At 51.8% G+C, this 16,994-nt stretch carries 16 protein-coding genes; 9 read left to right on the top strand and 7 right to left on the bottom strand.

What is annotated here, in order from left to right:
* Positions 1 to 4 precede the first annotated feature (4 nt).
* Entirely contained in the window at positions 5 to 976 is a 972-nt protein-coding gene (locus tag ACYVHX_RS26840) for a c-type cytochrome (protein WP_460674794.1), read from the bottom strand.
* A gap of 312 nt (positions 977 to 1,288) precedes the next feature.
* Between ACYVHX_RS26840 and ACYVHX_RS26845 the strand changes: the two genes are divergently transcribed.
* From ACYVHX_RS26845 to ACYVHX_RS26855, 3 genes are read left to right on the top strand one after another with little or no spacing between them, the layout of a single operon-like run.
* Positions 1,289 to 2,071, top strand: a complete 783-nt coding sequence (locus ACYVHX_RS26845) for a LytR/AlgR family response regulator transcription factor (RefSeq protein WP_460674795.1) — start codon at positions 1,289 to 1,291, stop codon at positions 2,069 to 2,071.
* A gap of 60 nt (positions 2,072 to 2,131) precedes the next feature.
* Positions 2,132 to 2,914: a M23 family metallopeptidase gene (locus ACYVHX_RS26850; RefSeq protein ID WP_460674796.1), complete on the top strand. Its 783-nt coding sequence runs from the start codon at positions 2,132 to 2,134 to the stop codon at positions 2,912 to 2,914.
* Between the two features lie 12 nt (positions 2,915 to 2,926).
* A complete protein-coding gene (locus tag ACYVHX_RS26855) occupies positions 2,927 to 3,469 on the top strand; it encodes an SH3 domain-containing protein (protein ID WP_460674797.1) in 543 nt (180 codons plus the stop codon).
* 62 nt (positions 3,470 to 3,531) lie between these two features.
* Here the strand turns inward: ACYVHX_RS26855 and ACYVHX_RS26860 are convergent, their stop codons facing one another.
* The 5 genes from ACYVHX_RS26860 to atpA all read right to left on the bottom strand — a co-directional run bounded on the left by ACYVHX_RS26860 (position 3,532) and on the right by atpA (position 8,186).
* Complete coding sequence (locus tag ACYVHX_RS26860) at positions 3,532 to 4,107, bottom strand: DUF4136 domain-containing protein (RefSeq protein ID WP_460674798.1); 576 nt, start codon at positions 4,105 to 4,107, stop codon at positions 3,532 to 3,534.
* 273 nt (positions 4,108 to 4,380) lie between these two features.
* Positions 4,381 to 4,926, bottom strand: a complete 546-nt coding sequence (locus ACYVHX_RS26865; RefSeq protein ID WP_460674799.1) for a YceI family protein — start codon at positions 4,924 to 4,926, stop codon at positions 4,381 to 4,383.
* Between the two features lie 158 nt (positions 4,927 to 5,084).
* On the bottom strand, positions 5,085 to 5,321 hold the full coding sequence (locus tag ACYVHX_RS26870) for a zinc ribbon domain-containing protein (RefSeq protein ID WP_460674800.1): 237 nt from the start codon (positions 5,319 to 5,321) through the stop codon (positions 5,085 to 5,087).
* 309 nt (positions 5,322 to 5,630) lie between these two features.
* Positions 5,631 to 6,515 carry an ATP synthase F1 subunit gamma gene (atpG, locus tag ACYVHX_RS26875; protein ID WP_460674801.1) on the bottom strand — a complete coding sequence of 295 codons (885 nt, stop codon included), beginning with the start codon at positions 6,513 to 6,515 and terminating at the stop codon, positions 5,631 to 5,633.
* A gap of 93 nt (positions 6,516 to 6,608) precedes the next feature.
* Positions 6,609 to 8,186, bottom strand: coding sequence for a F0F1 ATP synthase subunit alpha (gene atpA, locus ACYVHX_RS26880; protein ID WP_460674802.1), 1,578 nt, complete (start codon positions 8,184 to 8,186; stop codon positions 6,609 to 6,611).
* A gap of 455 nt (positions 8,187 to 8,641) precedes the next feature.
* Between atpA and ACYVHX_RS26885 the strand changes: the two genes are divergently transcribed.
* The 3 genes from ACYVHX_RS26885 to ACYVHX_RS26895 all read left to right on the top strand — a co-directional run bounded on the left by ACYVHX_RS26885 (position 8,642) and on the right by ACYVHX_RS26895 (position 12,883).
* Positions 8,642 to 9,385, top strand: a complete 744-nt coding sequence (locus ACYVHX_RS26885; RefSeq protein ID WP_460674803.1) for an FKBP-type peptidyl-prolyl cis-trans isomerase — start codon at positions 8,642 to 8,644, stop codon at positions 9,383 to 9,385.
* A gap of 146 nt (positions 9,386 to 9,531) precedes the next feature.
* Positions 9,532 to 11,610 (top strand): carboxy terminal-processing peptidase, encoded by a 2,079-nt coding sequence (locus tag ACYVHX_RS26890; protein ID WP_460674804.1) that lies wholly within the window; start codon positions 9,532 to 9,534, stop codon positions 11,608 to 11,610.
* 382 nt (positions 11,611 to 11,992) lie between these two features.
* The gene (locus tag ACYVHX_RS26895) at positions 11,993 to 12,883 is read left to right on the top strand and encodes a DMT family transporter (RefSeq protein ID WP_460674805.1); all 891 of its coding nucleotides are present in this window, start codon (positions 11,993 to 11,995) and stop codon (positions 12,881 to 12,883) included.
* 85 nt (positions 12,884 to 12,968) lie between these two features.
* On the opposite strand, the gene ACYVHX_RS26900 is transcribed toward ACYVHX_RS26895, so the two are convergent.
* Positions 12,969 to 13,316 carry a hypothetical protein gene (locus tag ACYVHX_RS26900; RefSeq protein ID WP_460674806.1) on the bottom strand — a complete coding sequence of 116 codons (348 nt, stop codon included), beginning with the start codon at positions 13,314 to 13,316 and terminating at the stop codon, positions 12,969 to 12,971.
* Positions 13,317 to 13,620: 304 nt separating this feature from the next.
* Here ACYVHX_RS26900 and ACYVHX_RS26905 point away from each other — a divergent pair, with 304 nt between their 5' ends.
* The 3 genes from ACYVHX_RS26905 (at position 13,621) to ACYVHX_RS26915 (ending at position 16,989) form a co-directional block, all read left to right on the top strand.
* Positions 13,621 to 14,934, top strand: a complete 1,314-nt coding sequence (locus tag ACYVHX_RS26905) for an aminotransferase class V-fold PLP-dependent enzyme (RefSeq protein ID WP_460674807.1) — start codon at positions 13,621 to 13,623, stop codon at positions 14,932 to 14,934.
* Positions 14,935 to 14,981: 47 nt separating this feature from the next.
* Positions 14,982 to 15,350, top strand: a complete 369-nt coding sequence (locus tag ACYVHX_RS26910; protein ID WP_460674808.1) for a hypothetical protein — start codon at positions 14,982 to 14,984, stop codon at positions 15,348 to 15,350.
* Positions 15,351 to 15,453: 103 nt separating this feature from the next.
* Complete coding sequence (locus tag ACYVHX_RS26915; RefSeq protein ID WP_460674809.1) at positions 15,454 to 16,989, top strand: sensor histidine kinase; 1,536 nt, start codon at positions 15,454 to 15,456, stop codon at positions 16,987 to 16,989.
* Positions 16,990 to 16,994 lie beyond the last annotated feature (5 nt).

Genomic DNA, 16,994 nt, shown 5'->3' on the forward strand with positions numbered 1-16,994 from the left:
GCCTTTATTTAGTGGCCAACGCTTCTTTTTCCTTGCCCGCAATATCGTTTTTGATTTTGGGCACGGTTTTGAGGTACTCATAAATCGCGCCGGCTTCGTAGTCGGTCATCAGGTGCGGAAACATCGGGGCGCGCAGCAGGCTGCCGTCGGGCCGAACGCAGGCTTTGACGGCCTGAATGAATTGCTGTTTTGTGTATTTCTGACCGATCCCGGTTTTATCGAATGTCAGGTTGGCCGTAAAAATCGGCTTGCCCTCGGGCGTTTTCATTTCATTGCCCCCGCCGTAATAACCCGCCGACAGCTCCGGGTGAATGGCGTCCTGTTTCGTAAAATCGGCGGAATGACAGGCGTAGCAGGTGCCTAAACCATCGGCTACGTACCGCCCGAAAGCCAGTTCGTCGGTGCTGTCCGGAATCACGATGGCCTGCTGCGGGTAGGGCAGCGGTTTAATGACCGTGTTGGCGAGCAATTTGGCAAACAGCGAGAAGTCGGATTTGGGGGCTTCCTGCGCCGACGGTTGGACCAGCGGTTCGTCGGAGCGCAGCCAGGCAACGACGGACTTCAGATCTTCGTCGGCCATGGTGGCAAATTTGGGCATGATGGGAGCAAACGTGCCGTCTTTCCGCAAGCCGGTTCGCAGGAAATACAGCAGTTCGCCATCGGTCCAGTTTCCGATGCCGACGGTTTTATCCTGCGTGATGTTCATGGAATAAACCGTGCCAAAGAGGCCGGGAAGGTCGTTCATGTGTCGGCCGGACAGGTGGTTATCCTGGCCGGTATGGCAGGCGATGCAGTGCATTTGCGCAATTTTGGCACCACGGGCCAGCCGCGCCGGGCTTGCTTCAATTTTAAGATCCTGAACAACCGGCGCATCGAAATCGGGAACGCCCCGGATGGCGGCAAAACTGATAAAACCGACAACCGCTACGACCAGCAGGCCAACGATCAGCAGCGAAAAACGCAGGACTTTTTTCATACGAATGGAAAATTAAAGTGTTCATCAGTGTTTATTCGCACAAAGTAAGCATAGGGACCCTGCCTAGCCGCTGTCGGAAGGCGTCAAAAAAGAGGCATTTCCCGACGAAATTCTTCCGCTTAATCAATCCGGCTGGTCGTGCTCACCGGCGGTTCTTTCGGGGCGAAAAGGAAAGGGAAATTCGGGGCGGTTTTGCAGTTCTTCCACCGGTTTGCACAATACAGGCTCTAGAAAAAACATTTCGATCGTTATTTTGATCAATAAGTCAGAGAAATAGAATTACTTGCCATTGTTTGCTGAAAATCAATTCCGATGAATGTACTGATTGTAGAAGACGAAGATTTGGCCGTGCGGAAGTTGCGGAAACTGGTGCAGGAAGTGGACCCGAGCCTCGAAGTGGCGGGTGTGACGGCCAGTATCGAAGACACGGTGGGCTGGCTCAAAACCAACACCACGCCCGATCTTATTTTTATGGATATCGAACTGGCCGATGGGCAGAGTTTCGAGATATTTGAGCAGGTCGAAGTCAACAGTACGGTTATTTTTACAACCTCCTACGACGAATACGCGCTTCAGGCTTTCAAGGTGAACAGCATCGATTACTTGCTGAAACCCATTCAAAAGGACGATTTACAGCGCAGCTTAAAGAAATTCCGGGACCTGAAAGTTCGTCGGGAGGAGGTAAACGAACCCGCCGGTCAGGGATTTAATCTCGATAAACTCCTGCGCGAACTACAGCTCCAGCAACCGAAGGAATACCGTCGGCGGTTTTTGGTGCGACTGGGCCAGCGGCTGCTTTCGGTGGAGGTGCAGGACATTGCCTTTTTCTTCACCGACGAGCGGTTTAGCTTCTTCAAAACCTGGAACAATCAGAAATACCTGATCGACTACACGCTCGACGAGCTGGAAGAAGCCCTTGATCCGGGCATGTTTTTTCGCATCAACCGGGGGGTTATCGTTACGCACAATACCGTGGAGCAGATTCAACCGTATTTCGGAAACCGCCTTTCACTGACCTTGAAGCCGGTTTTTGAAAAAGAGGCCATCGTCAGTCGTGAAAAAGTAAGTGATTTTAAAATCTGGATGGGAAAGTAAGCCCCGTTTCTGCAAACCTTGCCGGTTGAGTAGTCGTTACGTATGCAAACGGTACTCACCATGAAACGCTTTTCCATTAGCACTCTAATTCTGATTCTTTTAGCGGGTTTACTCGGTGCCTGTACGAGTGTGGGACCGGGGAAATTATTCCGGGCCGTGTCCCCGCATGAGCAATACGCCCAGTCGCTGCGCGATGCCCGGCTGGAGCGCACCGCTCTGGGGACCGACTGGCTGGCGACGGCCGACCGGGCCCTGAAAGACTCCATTCTGATCAATGCGCCGTACCGGGAAAGCGGTTATTTTTCATCCAGCCGGCCGTTTGCGCTCGGCTACCGCCTGAACGGGCAGCGGGGGGATAAATTCATCATCAAAGTGGATGTGCAGAGCCAGCAGCCGGTGCAGGTGTTTATCGACGTTTTTGAACTGAACGAAGCCAACCAGAATCCCAACCGCCTTACGTCGGCCAAAGCCGATACCAACCAACTGGAAATCGAAATTCGCCAGGCCCGAACCCATCTGATCCGGATTCAACCCGAACTGTTGCGCAGTGGCCGCTACACCATTTCCATCACCCGTGAACCGATCCTGAGTTTTCCGGTACGCGGACTCGATAGCCGGCAGATCAGCAGCTATTTTGGTGTCCCGCGCGATGCCGGTCGTCGTCGGCACGAGGGCATCGACATTTTTGCACCCCGCGGAACCCCCGCCCTGGCCGCATCGGACGGCTATATTTCCGGCGTCGGAACGAACAATCTGGGCGGCAATGTCGTCTACGTTTCCGATTCCCGGCGGAATCAAACCCTGTATTACGCTCACCTGGACTCACAGGCGGTTCAGCAGTGACAACGGGTTTCGGTGGGGGATACGGTGGGTTTTGTGGGCAACACCGGCAACGCCCGCACGACCGGACCGCATCTGCACTTTGGGATTTACAGTTTCAACGCCGGTGCGGTCGATCCATTGCCGTTTGTCCGGCGCGGAACGGGCCCGGCGCGGCAGGCATTGGTTGCTTCTGAAACCCTGGGCGATTCGGTCCGGATATCGGCTACCCGGGCGGTGGTGCGGCAGTCGCCCAACGGGGATGCCCCAATTTTGCGGGCCTTGCCGCGCTCGTCAGCTTTTGCCATTACGGGCGGCACAACCACCTGGCTGCGGGTCGAATTGCCGGATGGCGTGACGGGCTACGTTTCCAGCAGCGTGGTCGAGCCGGTTCGGCGGTTACTGCGAAAAGCACCGCTGCCCGTTGGTACGGATTTGCTGGAAACGGCCCGGGTGGGTGCCACCGTTATGCAGACCCTGCCCGCCGGAACCGTGGTCGATATTCTGGGTGTGTTTGGTTCGTACCAGCTGGTTCGGGACCGGGCGGGCCAAACGGGTTGGCTGGCGCAGACTCCTTAAAACAGAAAACCGCCTGACTCGTTGGAATCAGGCGGTTTCTGGAGACCAGATTGGTTTCAGGCTTATCTTTCTCTGGCGGAACCGTAGTCGGAGCCAGCGCTTTCGGGAAGTTGTTTCATGATGCTTTGAACCGTAGTCCGGTAAGCCATATCACGACTGCGTTCCTTTTTGCTCTGGTTTAACTGACCGGACGCCCAGCCTTGCCAAATGATGTCGTTCGTGCGGGCGTCATAAACATTGACCACCACCCGGTTTTCTTCGTATTGACGCGTGTAGACGTTGTTATACCCCGGGTTGTACCACATCCAGTAGGGTGACCAGGTGTTGTTCGACTGAACTTGCTGGCGGTCTTTCGAGTCGGCGAAGAAACGAATCACCAGGTCGGCTTCTCCGCCAACAACGGGTTTGTAGCCTTTGGCTTTCATCCAGGTTTCAATTTCATCCGCAATCCGGCGCTGGTTTAGGTTACTGCCCGCGATAGGGTCAGCATTACGGCGTTGGTCAGCTTCAACCCGGAACGTGCTGAACTGACGAACATTTACCTTCGGGTCGTAGTCATGCTGAACGTTGATGGATGGCGAACAACTTGCCAACAGACCCAACATGAACAAACTGGCAATTATGCTCTTGATATTCATAGGTTTTTATTTGTTGAGATTGAGTTCGAAATGACGTGAACTACTTGTTAACGTTTGTTGATTTCTCATTAGTATTGCGTCATTTAAATAACTAATTCCGGACGAAGTTAGTTCGCTTCTTTTAAGAATCTGTAGGTTGGCGTTTTTAAGATATTGAAAAGTGTAAAATATTGATAGTTAACACTTTATTAAGTGTAATGACAATATTAATCAGCCAATAAAAAACCACCCGCCGGAGAGTGACGGGTGGTTAAAAATTGTTAAAAAAATAGCTTATTGGTGACCCACCTGAATGTTCAGAATCAGCTTCACATCGTCGCTTACGACCACGCCACCCGCTTCCGTAACGGCGTCCCAGGACAAACCGTATTCTTTGCGTTTGATGGTTCCGGTAAGCTCAAAACCGGCTTTGGTGCTGCCGTAGAAGTCAACCATCCGGCCGCCTTCTTCGGCTTTCAGAACGATGGATTTGGTGGTTCCCCGGATGGTCAGATCGCCGGTAATATCGTAGGTATCATCACCAGTTTTCGTAACGGAGGTTGACGTGAAGGTTAATTTCGGGAAACTGGCAGCATCAAAAAAGTCCGCCGATTTCAGGTGGCCGTCGCGCTGTTCGGTGCCCGTGCTGATGCTGTCGATATCGGCTGAGAATGATAAACGGGCATTTTCAAAACTATCGCCGGTGGTTTCGGCAGTTCCTTCAAACGAGTTGAATTTTCCCGTTACATTCGACACCATCAGGTGCCGTACCTTGAATTGAATTTCGGAGTGCGCCGGGTCAATCGTCCAGAGTGTGGTTTCAGCAGTTGTAGTAGCCATTGTTGTAATGATTAGTGTTAATAATGTAGTGACATTTAATGTAATTACATTTAATCTTGCAAAATCGTTTCAAGATGGGAGATTTTTTTTACAAAAGATGTCGAGGTGTAAAAAAATAAGCCAATACCCGGTTTTTCTGAACGTAAATCGGGTGGTTACTAGCCAAATAGCAGATCAAGGACGGCTCCTAAATTGTCTTTTCCCTCCAGAACTTCCGGATCATAAAATTCCGTATAGCTGCACCGGGCGCACGAACAGGCAATAAAAACGTTGTGCTCAATATCAAAAATTCGGGAGAGGCCGGTTCCGGTGGTGGCAATCCGTTTGATGTTAACTTCCGTATTCCGGCATTTGACACAGGTATACCGGCTGGCAATTTCCTCTTCGATGTTCATGGAAAAGACGGTTTTGGCGAAGTGTGAATGGCCTCAAAAGTAAGGCGCAGCAAACCATTCGGTGCAACAGAATGGGGAACGGTTATTCTAAAGCCTGAATGGCGGTTTTGGGTTGTCGAACTGAAATGCCTGTTTCGTCAATTCACTAGTTACCAGTTTAGTAAAGCAGCAGCAAAATCACGGGTTGAACGGAAAGGGAGGAAGGCAAGCTATTCGGGACGCTCAACACATAGTTCGTTTACCAACGAATCGCCCATAAAAAAAACCGTAACCTTTCGGGTTACGGTTTTTTTATTAACAGCGTGGTGCTTAATTCTTGAGGGCTTCGGCACCACCGACAATTTCAAGGATTTCTTTTGTAATGGCAGCCTGGCGAGTCCGGTTGTAAACCAGCTTGAGTTCTTTCAGTAGTTCACCGGCATTGTCCGTCGCTTTATCCATGGCCGTCATCCGCGCGCCGTGTTCCGATGCGTTGGATTCCAGAACCGCTTTGTAAAGCTGAATTTTCAGCGTTTTCGGAATCAGTTCCGTAATGATTTCTTCTTCCGAAGGCTCAAAAATGTAATTCACGTTGACTGCTTTCGTTGCGGAATGAGTCGGAGCCGCAACAATCGGTAAAAATTGTTCTGATCGAATAATCTGGGTGGCAACGTTTTTGAATTCGTTGAAGATAATCACAATCTGATCGACCTGACCCGTCGTGAAGGCATTCATGGCTTCTTCGGCCGCCGTCCGAACTTTGGCAAAACTCAGGGCCTGGAACGTGTCGATAAACTTCGTGTTCACCTTGAAGCCCCGGCGCTGAAAGGCTTCGGCACCTTTTTTGCCAATGGCCATGATCTCAACATTTCCGCGACGAGCCTGCTCGGCGTAGCGGTTGTTGATAATCGACAACGCTTCTTTAATAACGTTGGTGTTAAAGGCGCCGGCCAGCCCCCGGTCCGAGGTCACCACGATCAGCAGCACCCGTTCGACCGGGCGAACCTGGTTGTAAGGACTTTCGGCAGCCAGCTCGGCTCCGGCCGCAACCGTACTCAGCATTTCGCTCAGCTTCTGGGCGTACGGGCGCATTTGAATGATACTATCCTGAGCCCGGCGCAGTTTGGCCGCAGCCACCATTTTCATGGCTTTGGTAATTTGCTGAGTCGAGATGATCGAAGAAATCCGGCTTCGTACTTCTTTTAGTGAAGGCATTGTTTTTGGTGGTGGAGGGATGAGCCTGGGCGTTCGAAACCGTACTGAGTACGGTTTCGAACCACCCTATTTCTAAACTCCTGAATCTAAACGTTATGCGAAACGAGCTGACAACTCCGTGGCGACTTTCTTGATGGTGGCAATAATGCTGTCATCCAGTTTGCCGGCCCGGAGCTGATCGAGGGTCGCCTGATGCTGCGTGCTCAGTTGCAGCGCAAACTCCCCTTCAAATTCTTTCACTCGATTGACCGGTACCTTATCGAGGAAACCGTTGGTGGATGCCAGAATGATGGCTACCTGCTGTTCGACCAGTACCGGCGAATACTGCGGCTGTTTCAGAATTTCCTGATTCCGGCGACCGCGTTCGATGGTCAGTTTTGTCGACGCATCGAGGTCCGACCCGAATTTGGCGAAGGCTTCCAGCTCACGGAACTGCGCCTGATCCAGCTTCAGCGTACCGGCCACTTTCTTCATCGACTTGATCTGGGCGTTACCACCCACCCGCGATACCGAAATACCGACGTTGATCGCCGGACGAATACCGGAGTTGAAGAGGTTGGTTTCGAGGAAGATCTGACCGTCGGTAATCGAAATCACGTTGGTCGGAATATACGCCGAAACGTCACCAGCCTGGGTTTCAATGATCGGAAGTGCCGTCAGTGAACCACCTCCTTTTACCTTGCCAATCAGCGAAGGCGGCAGGTCGTTCATGGTTGCCGCAATTTCGTCATTGCTGATCACCTTGGCGGCCCGTTCCAGCAGACGGCTGTGCAGGTAGAAAACGTCACCCGGATACGCTTCGCGTCCGGGGGGACGACGCAGCAGGAGGGATACTTCGCGGTAGGCAACGGCCTGTTTCGACAGGTCATCGTACACCACCAGGGCCGGACGACCCGTATCCCGGAAGTATTCACCAATAGCGGCACCGGTGAAGGGCGCAAAGAACTGCATCGGCGACGGATCGGCCGCGGGAGCAGCTACAATAACCGTATAGTCCATCGCACCGGCCCGGCGCAGGGTTGCTTCGACCTGTTTGATGGTCGAGGCTTTCTGACCACAGGCAACGTAGATACAATAAACCGGCTGGCCTTTGTCGTAAAATTCTTTTTGATTGATGATCGTATCGATCGCAACGGCGGTTTTACCCGTCTGGCGGTCACCGATGATCAGCTCGCGCTGACCCCGGCCAACCGGAATCATGGCGTCGATGGATTTGATACCGGTTTGCAGCGGTTCGGTAACGGGCTGGCGGAAGATAACCCCCGGCGCTTTCCGTTCCAGCGGCATGGCGAACGTTTCGCCCGCAACCGGACCCAAACCGTCGATCGGCTGACCGAGGGTATTGACCACACGACCCAGAATACCTTCGCCCACGTTGACGTACGCAATCTGATTCGTACGTTTCACCGTGGCACCTTCCTTGATCTCGCTGTAGTCACCCAGCAATACGGTTCCGACGTTGTCTTCTTCAAGGTTCAGGGCTAGTGCCTGCAATCCGTTTTCAAATACCAGCAATTCACCGGCCTGGACATTTGAGAGTCCGTAAATGCGGGCTACTCCGTCACCGATTTGCAAGACCGTACCGATTTCCTCGAGTTCGGTGGTGGTTCTGGAGTTCGATAGCTGTTCCCGGAGAATGGCTGAAACCTCGTCGGGTCTAACTGATACCATATGAGTGGAAGAATCTTTTTTTATGATGGTTCTAAGAATTCGGGTGCAAAGTTACGCACTAAATTTCACTAAAACAGACCTTATGGAGAAAAATCATCGCCAAACTTTAGACTTTTCTAAGAATCGCCCCAGGGGATTTTGATTCCGGTTGGCAGACCACCCGAAACCCCTTTGCGGGAGAAGAGGATCGTGGCTCGAAAAAATTAACAATAATTAACAGCGCCGGGTTGAGATACTAACTTTTGTTTTTTACTTTAGTGAATTGTGGGCATCCCAGTTTGAGGAGCTGGCAAGGTCCGTTACCGGAATGGCTCACCGACCTGGCCGCTGACCCTGACTCACCACCTTTCATCAATTATTTGTTTTATAAAATCCTGCTATTGCCAAACTTTTGACCTACAACTTTACGTTTTCACCTTAAGTACATTTTTGAATACAACTTTTGTAACGCTCACATGACGATTAAACAATGGACTGTAGCCGGCCTTTTGTCGGTAGTATTTGCAACGGGACAGGTCGTGGCTCAGACGAAAAAACCGGCCGCCAAGCCCCAACCCAAGGCTCCGGCTGCCGCAGCAGCTGCTTCTCCGATTAAATTAGCCAATGCCATTGATTCCGTCAGCTACAGCATTGGGGTGAATGTGGGATTGGGACTGAAAGCGCAAAATCTCGGCAACGCCAACCTCAAAGCCCTTACCAAAGCCTTACAGGACGCCCTCCAGTCGCAGAACACTCAAATTGCCCCGGAACAGGCCAACCGGATTATCCAGGAATTTTTTCAGCGGGAACGATCGGTTAAAGCCGAAGCCAACAAAAAGATTGGGGAACAGTTTCTCTCTGAAAACAAGAAGAAACCGGGTATCAACACCACGGCCAGTGGATTGCAGTACGAAATCGTGAAGGAAGGCACCGGACCCAAACCGGCCACCACCGATACCGTTAAGGCCCATTATACCGGCCGGCTGATCGACGGAACGGTTTTTGATAGCTCCGTGGAACGGGGACAGCCGCTTGAAATTCCTGTCAATCAGGTGATTCAGGGCTGGAGCGAAGCGTTGCAACTGATGCCGGTTGGCTCGAAATGGAAGCTGTTCATCCCGTCGGCGCTGGCGTATGGCTCGCAGGGAACCGGTCCGCAGATCGGACCCAACTCAACGCTTGTTTTTGATATTGAATTGTTGGAAATAGTGAAAAAGTAAGTGGTTTTGATGGTTAACAATGGTTTAAATGATTGAAAACGGTTGAATGCTTTTGTTAATCGACACGATTAACCATTAAGCCTTTCATTTCGACCATTCTGCCATCCAGTGAATAGTGGTGCTACATTAATCATAGAAAGGGAAGTATGAGAAAGTACCTCATTACGTTGGTTCCGGTGCTGATGCTGAGTCTTCAGCCGGGTCCACAAGCGGGGATGTCGGCCGTACCACTGCCGCCCCCAAGCGCCGATGATTTGAAACCATCGGTTTCGCAGGAACATGTCGAACAACTGGTCGCACGCTTGCTGACGACCCATCATTACCGGAAAGTGCGGTTAAACGATTCGCTGTCGTCGGTTGTTTTCGACAATTATCTCAAAGAACTGGATGGCAATAAAGCGTATTTTCTGGCGTCCGATGTCAACTCGTTTGAGAAATACCGCAACAACATCGATGATCAGTTGATCAACGGTGAACTGACGGCGGCCTACGACATCTACAATGTGTTCCGGAAACGGTATGTGGAACGCAATAAATTTGTGCAGGAAACGATCGCCAAACCGTTTGATTTTACGACTGACGAAAACTTTAACACGGACCGCGAAAAAGCCAGCTGGCCCAAAAGCCTCGACGAGCAGAACGATCTGTGGCGCAAGTTGCTGAAAAACCAGTCGCTGGAACTGAAGTTGACCGGCAAAGCTGACACGTCGGTGGTCAACAGCATGAAGTCGCGGTATAAAAACCTGGATCGGTACATGGGCCGGATCAAGGCCGAAGACGTCTTTCAGATTTACATGAACTCGTTTGCCGAATCGCTCGATCCGCACACGAATTACATGTCTCCGAAGGTTGCCGACCGGTTTAATCAGGATATGAGTGCCTCTCTGGAAGGCATTGGGGCCATTTTGCAGGAAGATGGTGATTACATCAAAATTCTGGAGATTGTTCCCGGTGGTCCGGCTTTCAAAAGCAAACTGCTGACGAAGGGAGATAAAATTATGGGCGTTGCTCAGGGTGAGGGCCAGATGGTCAACATTGTAGGCTACCAGGTTGATGATGCCGTGAAGCTGATCAAAGGTCCCAAAGGCACCACCGTCCGCTTGCAAATCAAGTCGATGGATGCCGTCGCCGGTGCTCCGCCGAAAGAAATCAAACTGGTGCGTGAGAAAATCAAAATCGAAGAACAGCGCGCCAAGAAAGAAGTGATTGAAATTACGCAGAACCAGAAAAAGTATAAACTGGGCGTGATTACCATTCCGGTTTTCTACCGCGACTTTGAAGGCGCCCGCAAACGGGAAGAAGGATTTGCCAGCACCACCGGTGACGTTCAGCGGTATTTGAACGAACTGAAAACCGAGAAAGTTGACGGTGTGGTGGTTGACCTGCGCGACAACGGAGGAGGCTCGCTGACCGAAGCCATTACACTGACGGGCCTGTTTATTTCGCGGGGTCCGGTAGTTCAGGTGAAGGAATCAACGGGCGATGTGGAGGTTCAAACCGATCCGGATCCGTCGGTTCTGTACGATGGCCCGCTGGCGGTTTTGGTCAACCGTTTCAGTGCCTCGGCCTCGGAAATTTTTGCGGCTGCCATTCAGGACTACAAACGGGGTATTATCATCGGCAGCCAGACGTATGGCAAAGGGACCGTTCAGCACATGGTGGACCTGAATACCTGGTTGAAAGAACCGGAGAAAGTAGGTCAGGTGAAACTGACGATTGCTAAATTCTACCGGGTCAACGGAAGCAGCACCCAGCACAAGGGCGTAACTCCGGATATTGAACTGCCGTCGGCATTCAGCGCGGAAGAATACGGCGAAAGCTCACAACCCAGCGCCTTGCCGTGGGATCAGATTGCCTCCGCGCGCTTTGATGTAACCCGGAATCTGGACGAGAAAATCATCACCAAACTTCGGGACCGCTACGAGCAGCGGCTGAAATCGGATACGGATTTGAAACAACTCATTGCTGACTTTTCGGAACTGAAACGAGCGCGGGAAAAAACCGTCGTCTCGCTCCAGGAGTCGAAGCGGAAAAAAGAACGCGACGACGCCGAGAAGCGCCGGAAGTCGATCAATGCGTCGGCGGGCGAACCCGTAGCGACCAACGATTCAACGACGCCAGCCAAAGATCCGAAAGAAGAGAAAGGTCCGAAAAAGGATCTGTACCTGACGGAATGCGGCAAAGTGCTGGCCGATTACATTGCCTTCACGAAAAATCCGCAATAGTAAAATAAGCACTTGCTTAAAAACCGCATCGATTGCATCGATGCGGTTTTTTTATGCCGCCGGAACCGAAGTCAGAACGAGCAGATAGGCGATGTTTTGTCATTCTGATAAGCGTGTCGTACATTTGCCTGCACAATTTCAGGAAGAATGTACCGCTCCGATTATTCACCCAATCTTCTTTCACCCCCGGTCGCTCGTTAAGCTAAGCAACCGGAATCTCTTCCTGCGGTATTTTCTCGCCAGGAGGATACTTATTGCCTGTTTCATCACCCAGTAAGGTTGTTTAGCTGAAATCCACCGGGCATTCACGCGAACCGGTGTGGTCTAACGAACGTGTTCGTCGGGACATTCTCATTTCATCAAAACGTATCGTGGTCTATTCATGAAAAAGGCATTCATTAAATTACACATAGCAATTCTGTTGGCCGGTTTTACGGGCATTTTTGGCAAGTTAATTACGCTTAACGAAGGCTTGCTGGTCTGGTATCGGATTTTGCTGGCCGGTCTCCTGCTGTTGGTGCTGCTGGCGCTAACCAAAAAACTCAAACCGGTTTCCTGGAAAGAATTTGGCCGGATTTCGTCCGCCGGCTTTCTTTTAGGACTGCACTGGATCCTGTTTTACGGCAGCATCAAGTATTCCAATATTTCGGTGGGTGTCGTCTGCTTCTCCATAACCGGTTTTTTCACGGCGGTATTGGCACCCCTCATCAACCGGCAGAAATTCGAGCGATCGGAGCTGCTGCTGAGCCTGTTAACGTTGGCCGGCATCGCCTTGATCTTCGGTTTTGATTCGCACTACCGAACCGGCATTACGCTCGGAATCGCTTCTTCGCTGGTGGCCGCCCTGTACACCATCAGCAACGAACGGCTGGCCCAATCCCACAAAAGTGAAATCATTACGGTTTATTCGATGATCGGCGGAACGATTGGCCTCACCCTGCTGATGCCGCTATACCTGTATTTCTTTCCGGTCGAGTCGGTTTGGCCCTCCGGGTCGGATTGGGGGTACTTGGTAGTACTGGCCCTTTTTTGCACGGTTTTGCTTTACCTGCTTCAAACGCAGGCTTTGAATACGATTTCGGCGTTTACGGTCAACCTGAGCCTGAACCTCGAGCCGGTTTATACGATCATTCTGGCGATGGCGCTGTACCAGGAGAACAAGGAATTGACGCCCGTATTTTATGCCGGTCTGGGGTTGATCATTCTCTCCGTCCTGCTGCAAATGGCCCGGGTGATGCTGGAAAACCGCAAAAGAATTTCGACTTCCGTTTAAGGGATTGTAAACAAACCAAAGGAAAAGCCGTCGGCCCCGAATTGCTCCGGGACCGACGGCTTTTTAGGAGTGGACAGGTGGTTCCTTAAATCAGACGGAAGCGAACTTTGGCCAGGTACTCCTGGTGTTCGTTGGCGTTGGGCTCCGTCAGAAAGACTTTTTTACCCATGAGCTGCTTAATCAGCGTGGCATTCAGTGATTTGTTGTCACCGTCCGAAATGCGGAGGTCGGCTAACCGTTGTTCGCTGTCGACCCGAAATTTGATGATAACAAAATCTTCGCTGTCGAGCTGCTGCAACACTTCCGGATACAGCACGTACGAGGCAATCTGCTGTTCCAGCGTTTGTTTAAGGGTGATTTTTTTCTGACTCGAAGCCCGTAAGGTGATGGCCAGCGCCAGGCAAAGTGTACTGATAATCAAGACCGTTTTCATTAGTTTGTTGTGACTAGTAATAGGGAATGGTGTGGATATGTCAGGGATGACGATACAAAAGTAGATGCAGGCAGGCGGCTCTTTTAGCGCACAAGTACGCTTTTTGAAAAATGCGTAGTTTCCACATAGACCCTGCCAGAACTACGCAAACCTCCAATAAATTTGATGGGCCTTTATTGAACGGCGGTTTTCCGGAAGAATATAGGAGATTTTAATAGTTTGCTTTGATATTCTTTGGTCGATGTACGGATGTGCCCATTTTGTTCCTACCTTGTAGGATAAAAGCCCCATTCCTTTCCGATCGATGACGACCCGCCGAACCTTTTTTCGCCAACTGAGCGCAGCCGCTGCTACTCCTTTTGTGTTACCTGACTTCACGACTGAATCCAGCCGCGCGTTGTTTCAACAGCTGGAAAGTTCGGCGAGTCCGCAGCAACTGGCGACGGATGAAGACTTCTGGGCCTGGATCAAAGCGGAATTTACGGTTTCGCCTAACCTCCTGAATCTGAACAACGGCGGAGTGAGTCCGCAGCCCAAATCGGTGCAGGACGCGCACATCCGGTTTTATCAATACAGCAACGAAGCGCCCACCTATTACATGTGGCGGATTCTGGATCAGGGCCGCGAATCGCTGCGGGCCAAGCTGGCCGATCTGGCGGGCACCTCGCCGGACGAACTGGCCATCAACCGTAACGCCACGGAAGGACTGAACACCATTATTTTTGGACTGGATCTGAAAGCGGGCGATGAGGTGGTGCTCACCCGGCAGGATTACCCCAACATGATGAATGCCTGGAAACAGCGGGAAAAACGCGACGGCATTAAACTGGTCTGGCTCGACCTGAAGCTGCCCTCCGAAAACGAAGAGGAGCTGGTGCGGCAATACACCAGTGCCTTCACCAGCAAAACCAAAGTAGTTCACGTAACGCACGTCATCAACTGGACGGGCCAGATCATGCCGGTTCGGAAAATTGCCGATGCGGCCCACAAAAAAGGCCTTGAGGTGATCTGCGACGGCGCCCACAGCTTTGCCCACCTCGATTACAAAGTCCCCGACCTGGGCTGTGATTACTGGGCGACCAGCCTCCATAAGTGGCTCTGCGCACCCTTCGGCAGCGGCATGATGTACATCCGGAAAGAGAAAATCAAAAACATCTGGGCATTGCTGTCGAATACCGACCCCGACGGTGCCGACATTCGGAAATTCGAGTCGCTCGGAACGCGCTCGTTTGCCGCGGAAATGGCCATCGGCACGGCGGTTGATTTTCACCTGGGGATTGGCGCCCCCCGGAAATTTACGCGCCTGCACTACCTCAAAAACTACTGGGCCGAAAAAGTGCAGGACGTACCCGGTATTAAGCTCCATACGTCCCTCAAACCGGAATTTGCCGGGGCGCTGGCCGTGGTGGGCATCGACGGCATGAAAGGCCCCGAACTCGAAAGCCAGTTGCTGGGCACCTACAAAATACACACGACGCCGATTTCACTCAGTGACATCCACGGTGTTCGCGTTACCCCACACGTTTACACGTCGCCCAAAGACCTGGACCGGCTGGTCAAGGCGCTTACGGAACTCGCGGGCAAACAGCAGCTGACGAATAAACAAAAGAAGAGTTGATCATCCATCCCGATTAGCGGTTTTCTTCGTTATACGGTAAAAACCGTATGATGAAGCTGGGAATCGCTTTTTTTATTTTCTGCGTCGGGTCGTTCAGGGCCAGCGCGCAATTGGTTGTCAACCAGATTGATATCAATAAAATTGATGTCAGCTACTGCCAGGTGATCTGCGATTCGGATGTCCGGCCCAGCGTGTACGTGGATTACGGGCAGGACAATTTCCGGACGAACGCGGGCAATGAACTCCGAAACCTGGACGCCAAAGGACGCCCGACCGAACGGTTTCGGTCGGTGATGCAGGCCGTTAATTTTGTGGCGAAAAACGGCTGGGAAGTTGTTTCGTTTCAGATCACCCACGCCGGCAATGGATTGCCCAGTCAGTACATCTATTTATTTCGGAGAAAACCCAAAGGATAAGTGCGGTTTTGAGTGCCGGTATTCATCCCATTTTTCGATGGTTTTACCCCATTTCACCCACCGGTTTTCGGTTCTCGCCTAGCTTTGTTCAAAAACAAAAAGAATGCGGGAAGTAAGAGGAATCCGACGCTTTGAATTGTGGTTTGCCGGCAGCATTGCGGTTATTTACGTCACCCGGCGGCTGATCGCGGAAGTCCGGCGGATTGACAACATGGTCGAACAGCTTCAGGACAACCGGGTGTCATCGGCCTCCATCTGGAGCAATCTGGAGGGGTATAATCACACGCTCAACAACAACTTCCCGCTGATTGCCGGGGTCGTCCTTTTTGGAATGGCCTGGTACGGTTTTCATTACCTTACCCTGCCGAACTGGAACAACAAAGAAAACGATGAACAGGTCCGGTTATACGCCGGTTTAAGCGTGTTGCTGCTCCTCAGCAGCGTCGTGATCTACCACGTTTGCAAACTTCAGGTTCGCTACCGGGTGGATGATCAGGGCACGTTTATTGGCCTGAAAATCTACTCCTTGTACAGCAAACGGAACGTGCTGGCCGACTTCACCGGTTTTGTCCTTATTCTGCTGACCTACGAATTACTGAGTCAACTGGCCTATTACCTTCATCAAAAGGTTCGGCAGGATTTCCGGTACATCAGCCTGCTGATCTGGATTCCGCTGGGCGTTTTTCTGCTAGCCTTTGCCTTAAGCGTCTACCTGCCCGAGACGCTCTGGCAGCCCCCGGTCCGCGAAGTGCTGGCGGTTCTGGCGCTGGTGATTCAGGTGTATGTGCTTCAGGCTTACCTCTATTCCTCGGTTTTACCCCACCTTCGGGACTATCGCACGGCCGGATTTCCGGGCCGCGTTCTGGCGGGTTTACTGATCTGGATTCTGATGGGAGGTCTTTTCTGGGGCGCGCGGACCCGGTTTCATTATTACAATTCGCTGGCGAATGACCTGGTGTTTTTGCTGCCCCTGCTGATGGCGCTTATCATTGCCTGGGTGCGCCGGTCGCTGAACAAAGAGAAAGTGCAGTTGCAGACGCAGGTTTCGCACACGTCCGCCGAATTGGCCGGTTTGCAATCGCAGATCAATCCGCATTTCCTGTTCAATGCGCTCAACAGTCTTTACGCCACCGCCTTGCAGGAAAACAGCGAAAAAACCGCCGACGGTATTCAGAAACTGGGCGACATGATGCGGTTTATGTTGCACGAAAACAACCGGGACCGGATTTCGCTGGAAAAAGAAGTTGAATACCTGCGGAACTACATCCAGCTTCAGCGGATGCGCCTGGACGAATCGCACGGAATCGAAATCCGGGTGACCATCCAGGAGTCGGAACGCGACGTGTCCATTGCGCCCATGATCCTGATTCCGTTCGTGGAAAACGCCTTTAAACACGGGATTAGCCTGCGAAATCCGTCCTGGATTTTTGTAACCTTGACTTTGGACAGCACAACCCTTTATTTTAAGGTTCACAATTCGCGCCATCCGGTTACCGGGGCCGATCCGGAGAAAAACCGCTCGGGCATCGGACTGGAAAACGTCCGGAAACGGCTGGAACTGATTTATCCGGATCGGCACACGCTGGCCCTTCAGGCGTCGGAGCAGGATTATTTTGTGGCTTTAACCATTCGATACTGAGCTAG

This window comes from Larkinella ripae (assembly GCF_054780775.1).